General features: G+C 60.0%; 8 protein-coding genes. 3 read left to right on the plus strand and 5 right to left on the minus strand.

From position 1 onward, the window contains the following. The first annotated feature begins 221 nt into the window (after nucleotides 1-221). Entirely contained in the window at nucleotides 222-377 is a 156-nt protein-coding gene (locus D7W79_RS44020; RefSeq protein ID WP_158617145.1) for a hypothetical protein, read from the plus strand. Nucleotides 378-732: 355 nt separating this feature from the next. On the opposite strand, the gene D7W79_RS37045 is transcribed toward D7W79_RS44020, so the two are convergent. Next, nucleotides 733-1,137: a hypothetical protein gene (locus D7W79_RS37045; protein WP_208729940.1), complete on the minus strand. Its 405-nt coding sequence runs from the start codon at nucleotides 1,135-1,137 to the stop codon at nucleotides 733-735. Between the two features lie 162 nt (nucleotides 1,138-1,299). Here D7W79_RS37045 and D7W79_RS37050 point away from each other — a divergent pair, with 162 nt between their 5' ends. Then, a complete protein-coding gene (locus tag D7W79_RS37050; RefSeq protein WP_120529989.1) occupies nucleotides 1,300-2,169 on the plus strand; it encodes a DUF4365 domain-containing protein in 870 nt (289 codons plus the stop codon). Between the two features lie 47 nt (nucleotides 2,170-2,216). After that, nucleotides 2,217-3,209 carry a DUF6602 domain-containing protein gene (locus D7W79_RS43375; RefSeq protein WP_147442243.1) on the plus strand — a complete coding sequence of 331 codons (993 nt, stop codon included), beginning with the start codon at nucleotides 2,217-2,219 and terminating at the stop codon, nucleotides 3,207-3,209. A 43-nt stretch (nucleotides 3,210-3,252) separates the two neighbouring features. On the opposite strand, the gene D7W79_RS37055 is transcribed toward D7W79_RS43375, so the two are convergent. From D7W79_RS37055 to D7W79_RS44025, 4 genes are all read right to left on the minus strand, one after another. Then, nucleotides 3,253-4,236, minus strand: a complete 984-nt coding sequence (locus D7W79_RS37055) for a hypothetical protein (protein ID WP_244222180.1) — start codon at nucleotides 4,234-4,236, stop codon at nucleotides 3,253-3,255. Next, a complete protein-coding gene (locus tag D7W79_RS45465) occupies nucleotides 4,205-4,804 on the minus strand; it encodes a hypothetical protein (protein WP_244222181.1) in 600 nt (199 codons plus the stop codon). The genes D7W79_RS37055 and D7W79_RS45465 overlap by 32 nt, the downstream gene beginning before the upstream one ends. A gap of 228 nt (nucleotides 4,805-5,032) precedes the next feature. Then, nucleotides 5,033-5,578 (minus strand): PD-(D/E)XK nuclease family protein, encoded by a 546-nt coding sequence (locus D7W79_RS37060; protein WP_120529990.1) that lies wholly within the window; start codon nucleotides 5,576-5,578, stop codon nucleotides 5,033-5,035. Nucleotides 5,579-5,715: 137 nt separating this feature from the next. After that, nucleotides 5,716-6,343 (minus strand): hypothetical protein (locus tag D7W79_RS44025; protein ID WP_158617146.1); only part of this gene is annotated, 628 nt, incomplete at its 5' end.

Genomic DNA, 6,343 nt, shown 5'->3' on the forward strand with positions numbered 1-6,343 from the left:
GCACAGCCAGCGTTGATCATGCCTGACGCTGGCTGGCAACCTCCTGATGCCTTCCGAAGCCGGGTCCAATGCCGGTGTTTGATCCACCAGGTTGATTTTCCGGCCTGAGATCAGGGACAGCCCCTAGGGGGGCGGAATTGTTGTGATGGCAGCCGAGGCCTCCTGTCTCCACTCTGCTTGTAGGCCGGAATTGACCGGTCCATTCAAAGAGGAGCAACGCCATGGCAAAGAAGAACTACACGCCGGACGAGATGCGCGGCAACGTGAAGAATCCCAACAGCGCGGAGTACGCAGCGGACCGCGCCAACCGCGCGGAGCAGGGCCATCCGAACGTGCCCCCTCCGCCTCCAGCCCAGTCTGAAGGCGACAAGAAGTAGGACGCGCATCGACATTCCCCGCGGATGTGGATGTCGACTTGGTCCTCAGCCCGGCTGAAGTCCTCCGGTTGGAGCGGAAGGCGCGGCGGGCCTTGGCAGAAGTGAAGGCCCAGCGAATGGGAGCGCGGTGACATCTGTCCCCGCGCTCTCAAGCGCGAGGCGTGCTCCGAAAGCCTGTTGGAATGGATCGAGCGGGCCAGGGCGCAGCAGTGACGGTGCGGAGGACACGCCAAGTACTCAGCTGTATTGGGAAAGGGATCTGCTCAGGCCAGAGCGTCGGCGAGGGTCGCAGCTTCGCCTCGCCGGACGTCGCTTCGATGGCCACCAGCTCGCTGTCCGTATGGCTTACAGTGCTTCAGCGGTGGCCCCCAACGAACTTCCCGGGCTTGCCGTCATTCTCGGGCAGCGTCTTGGGGAAGACCTCGCAGTCGATGAGGAGGAAGGCCCCGGCATGCTTGTCGCCCTTCTCCTCGGCGCCGGCCAGGGCCATGACGAAGGCTTTGAAGCGCCCGCCGCCGTTCTTCTTCGCCTCGGAGAGCTTCTCGACGTAGGAGGCGACCATTCCGATGCGGCTGGGCTCGGTTGCGAGCTGCGTCCGCTCGGAGGAGACCACCTTCAGCTCAGCGATGGCGGACAGGCCTTTGAAGCCGTCCTTGGTGCGGATGGACTGCACCTCCAGCCGGTAGCGGCCGGCTTTGAGGTACTGCGCGCCGAGCGCCGCCTGGGCGCTGACGATTCGTGAAAGTGCTGCGTTGCTCATGTCCCGTTGCTCCCATTGCGGTAGGACGTCGGAGGACGTCCCCACCAGCTCAAATGGGGGCAGAATGAAAAGTGGTGAGGGTAAAACTCGGGTCGCAGAGGCGAAGCATGGATAGAAATGGTTGCTTCACCGAAGTCAAAATTGCTGGTTTAGGAGGTCAATGTGCCGAACCGCCCACGTTCGCATGTGCTGGAAGATATTTCACGCGCAAGAATTCGCGAGGCCATTTCCCGCGAGACTGGCTGGGTTGTTGAAGATTTGCACAAGGACTATGGGGAGGATTTGTTTGTCAGAATATTCAAAGATGGACGCGCAACGCCATTGTCGTTTTTTATTCAGGCGAAATCGTCGGAGTCCGTGCCAAGGAACAAATCCGCACAGTGGGTGGCAGCTCGTATCGATGTTTCCCATCTTCGACACTGGGAAGGTTTCTGGGAGCCCGTTTTTATCGTCATGCATGATTCGGCGACAGGGCAGTCGTATTGGGAGTCGATTCATTATTACTTGGCGTCGCCGGAGGGGCGCGTCTGTCTTGATTCAAGAAGGAAATCTGTAACCATGAGAATCCCAAAGGCAAATCGTCTTGATGCTGATGGGCTAAAGCGCATGTTGGTTATTACGAAGCTGCGCTCGCGAAGGCATTTGAATGAGGCGGAGGGTGCGCGAGTTCTTCTGGGATTGTTACGAGAAGCGGGGATTGAGATTGTTGATTACGATCCGTCGACGGAAATTATTGCAAAGAAGGAGTCTGATGGAGGGGTGTCGATGTTCTTCATCGGGCGATTCAAGGAGTTAGTTCGTGTTGTGGGAGAGGACGGGGAATGGGTAAAGAAGGCGGCGCTTGATGCGGCAAAGAAGATTTTGAAGTTCACGAGAAAGACGGGCAAGAGGCTGAGTGAGTTGCGAGAGGAAGAGAAGGGCGATGTGTATATGTTCGATCGTAGCAGTCTTCGATCGCGAGAGTTCTTTGAGAGGATGGATATTGATGAAGTTATCGAGGGTGTGAAAAGGAAGCGCAAGAGGGAGTTGTAGGTGGGGTTTTTGAAGAAATATTCTCTTTTGGGTTGATGGAGTTGGTTATGAAGTTGCCTGATTTTGAGAGTCTTTTTGATGCTGCGGCCACGGAGTTTGAAGTCGCATTTCGAAGAACTCGCGGAGGTGTGCGGCCTGATGAGATCGGTGAGGGACGTGAGGATGTTCTGCGGAGCTTTCTTGGTGAGTGGCTGCCAAATAGCTATGGCGCAACTCATGGATATGTAGTTGGCTTGAATGGTCGAGCCTCCAGGCAGACGGATGTGATCGTCTTTGATGCCATGAGGTGCCCTAAGTTCATTCAGGATCGCAAAAGCGATAGGCGGTTGGTTCCGCTTGCTGAGACGTTCGGTGTGATTGAAGTGAAGTCGACCCTGGGGGAGAAAGAGATTGATGATGCCCTAGAGAAGTTTTCGGTCTTTTCGAAAGTGACAGATTATCACGAAGATGGCTTTGCAGGGGGAGGCGAATTTGATGAGATCGAGGTCAAGAGTGCCGAAGTGAAGGTTGGCTATGCTTATGGTCGTGACGGGTTTGGATATGCGGAGAGGAAAAAGCCAGAAGAGAAGGATTTTCGCGACTATGTGGTTCGGATGCGGCCCGTAGTCGGGCGCAGGGGAGAGTCGTTTAGGATTGTGTTTGCGTATAAGTTGGCCGAGGGTTTTTCTATCACGGATGTGGAGGCGAGGCTTAGTGGAAGCAGCGTGAGGGTGGATGCTGTGTTTGTCTTGGGGGAGGGGTATGTTGTTAAGTATAGCCAGGAGACCGTGGCGAGATTTAAGTCGCTTAGGCGTAAGCGCCCTGTTGCTGGGGTTGCCTGGGATAGGGATGTGGTGGAGGCTAGCTGGAGGATTTATTCGGGGCAGTCGTATTTCTCCATTCAGGAGAGAGAGTCGAGAGTCTTGTTGGTTGTTTTTTACGCAATGCTGCTGGATCTGCTGGAGGCTCAGAGACTCGGGGCCTCAAATGCAACAGATTTGGTTGCTGTTTGGGCAGCGCCATCAAGCTCTGAAGTCGAAGATGAGTGGGAGCCAGATTAGCTGGATAGTATATTGCTATGATCGAAGCTCTTGCGGCTGACCATCAGTCTGCTGGATGAATAGCGCTCGCTCCCGTGCGGTGGTGAAAGCCCCCCGCGTAGTCCTCTGTGTGGATACACACTTCCACTGCGACGCACGCGGCCTGCTGTCCGGGGCGATGGGTGCGCGCGAGAAGCTGCTCCCAGAGGGCGCCGTCCGAGGGCGGCGTTACCACGAGATTGCGGCAGAACTGCTGGAGGTTCTTCCCCGTCGCGTGGGCCTTGATGCTTGCGACGATGGAACGCCTCCCGCTCTCCTGGAGAATCGCCTCGGAGGCCACCCGGCCCCCGCCGTAGAACGGCACGCCAGCGGTGCGGGCAATGCGCTCCCCCAGTTCCGGGAACTCCACCCAGACGATGCCCACCTGGGCCCGCGCCCACTCTGCCGCGTCCTGCACGAGGAAGTCCGACACCCACACGGCCTGGGGCCCAGGCTGCACCGCGTCGTGAATCGCCGCCCAGTCAAGCCACGTCGCCGCCTGCCATACCGGCTTGTCGCCCTCGTAGAGCGGCACCACGTGCGCGCGGATGGCGGCCTTGGTGAGTAACCCTGGCGAATCCAGGTGCTCTTGCCGCTCGCCTTTCAGCTCCTCCCACACTTCCCTTGTTCCAGGCCTTCCGCTTCGCGAACCACTCTGCGATCTGCTCCGGAGGCTCCTCCCGAGGGTATCGCCAGCGATCGTAGAACCGGCCGACAGCTGCCGCGCGCAAGCCATGGCCTGGAGCTGCTCCTGGAACTGCTCGCCGTCCGGTCGCTCTCCACCGTGCGCCAGCTTGATGAGCGCCAGCAACTCGGCGGGCACCGGCCCCGGGTGGCGCGGGCGGATGATGCGCGGCTTGTCCAGGGCGCTCTCATCCGTGGCGACAACGCCGCGCGTGTCGTTGAGGCGGCGCCGGAAGTCCTCGCGGACATGCTTCTCGGGCTCGCACAGCCGCTCCAGCCCACCAGGTGGGCAATCACCTTGCCCGGGTCCAGCGCCGTACCCCACTCCTCCACGACGTGATGGGCCAGCGGCAGGGGGAGCCTTCGCGCAGCGCCAGCCGCGACAGGTGCGCGTAGTCCTTGATGCTCTTGGACGCGAACGTGCCGGACATGGCTACGAGCCGCGTCTCCGGGCGTTTCTCGAAGTAGCGGAGGAAGCGGCCGGTGCGCGATGCCTTCGGGTCCTTGAGGTTGTGCGCCTCATTGAGGATGACGAGGTCCGGGCGGATGCGCTCCAACAGATCCGTGGCTTCCTGGCTGGGCAGCTTGTTGTAGGTGATGACGTGCAGCACCGGCAGGCCAGGACGGAACCAGCGTCCGCCCGCGAGGTTAGGGCGCCGCCAGTGCGCGCCGTAGTAGTCCCTCTCCGCCGTAAACTGGAGGAGCGGGTTGGCCGGGATGAACAGACAGGCCACGCGGCATGCCGGCATCACCATGGGCATGAGGAAGGTGGTCAGCTCCTTGCCGTGGCCGGTGCCGATGGGGCCCGGCAGCCCGCCCACTCGGGACGCCTCCAGCAACGCCAGGGCCTGGACGCGCTGCAGCCGCGTGGGGCATGAACGGGCAGGGGACATGGCCGCGCAGTTGAGCCTCCAGCGCCTCAACGTCCGCCGTCGTGTAAGGACGCGGCCATGTCGCGGCGGGGCAGGGCCCTGGTTGGGGGACGTGGCCCGTGCGACGTCGCGCATGCGGCGCGCCATCGGCTCGACGTGCGTGTGCCATTCGTCGCGGACGTGCTCGATGCTGACTGTGGCGACGACGGAGCGGGCAAGCTTCGCGCCGTGGGTCTGGAAGTAGAGGTGCTACAGCTCCAGCGTCTTCAGCCCCGGGAAGCGCTCGGCGGCGAGGACGGCCCAGTAGCCGTAGCCCACCATCTGGATGCCGGCGTCATGGACGGCGGAGGCGAGCTGCTCGGGCGTAGCGGCGCAGCTGGCGATGGACTTCGTCGTCTTGTGGTCCGTGACGCGCAGCACGCCATCGGCGAGGTGTCGCGGGTTGACGAGGTCGATGTCGCCGGTGAGCGGGACGCCATCCGCTAAGAGTGGAGAGGGCTGGCCGAAGTGCTCCTCCACGAGGAGGTCCAGCCCTGGCCCAAGGAGGAGGTGTTTGCCGACCGTCGCGAAGGGGCCCAGCACGTCCCCACCCGTTCGCAGGTAGTGCTCCAACTGGGCATGGACTGTGGTGCCAAGGTCCCGGGCCTTGAGGGGCCACTCAGGTAGCCGGAGGACCTTGGCGAAGAACCACGCGCGCTCGCAGAGTGCGAACTTCCGCAGTTGGGAGACGGCCAGATTTCGGAGGACGCCGCCGTCAACGGCATGCTGCTTCGGGACATCGGCGGATGGATTCACCCCCTCTCAATGGGGATGATTTATCCCGCGATTCGCGGTGATACCCAGTGCCTATCTCAGGTTGGATCGCGCTTGACGGGGGCATGCAACTTCAGGGGCATGACCAGATGAGAGGATTTGTGGTTTTGCTAGGCGCTTCACTTTAATACTAGATTGATGATGTCTAAATTTGTTCCAAGCCCTGCGGTCAGGGTTGTTGAGGTTCGATTCTTCTTTGTGTCTTCGTTCTCGACCGACCAGAAGGTTGCGCCAAAAAAGACAGAAAAAGAAGACACTGGAGATGTGATCAGTCCGACGGAGCCGTATGAGCTGAAGCTTCGCGACTTGGTGACGCCCGAGATTTCGCTGTTTGCCTTGAAGCCAGCTGGCTTTCCAAGATAGATGCCTAGCCAAGTGTAAGGTCCGCATGTGCCATTTCGATCCGTATCCCAGCCGGTGGCTGCTTCAATTTCGTCTCTTGAGACGGATTCTTTTTCGAGTTTGACCTGTGTGCGGTACCGGGCCACCTCGTCGGCGTAGTCGGCTGCTTTCTTTTTTCCTGCGAGAAAGCGACTGGAGCAGTATGCTCTTGAAATGTCTCCGTGTACCATCCATACAAATGGAAAGACTGCGACGTATGGCATGATTGAGGGTAGGGTTTGCTCCAGGCTTGGTCCGCTGAGGCTTGCTGCGCTGAGCGAGAGTCCTGCACCTGCGGTGAAGCCATATCCAATCAGGTTTCCGCCTGAAATGAGTGAGCCCGATACCGGGGCCACTGGGGGGGTG

The sequence above is a fragment of the Corallococcus exercitus genome, from assembly GCF_003611585.1.
Taxonomy (GTDB): Bacteria; Myxococcota; Myxococcia; order Myxococcales; family Myxococcaceae; genus Corallococcus; species Corallococcus exercitus.

Bases quoted from the DNA above. Each gene is read 5' to 3' on its own strand.
- D7W79_RS44020 (WP_158617145.1), top strand. From the start codon at position 222: ATGGCAAAGAAGAACTACACGCCGGACGAGATGCGCGGCAACGTGAAG.
- D7W79_RS37045 (WP_208729940.1), bottom strand. From the start codon at position 1,137: ATGAGCAACGCAGCACTTTCACGAATCGTCAGCGCCCAGGCGGCGCTC.
- D7W79_RS43375 (WP_147442243.1), top strand. From the start codon at position 2,217: ATGAAGTTGCCTGATTTTGAGAGTCTTTTTGATGCTGCGGCCACGGAG.
- D7W79_RS45465 (WP_244222181.1), bottom strand. From the start codon at position 4,804: ATGTCCCCTGCCCGTTCATGCCCCACGCGGCTGCAGCGCGTCCAGGCC.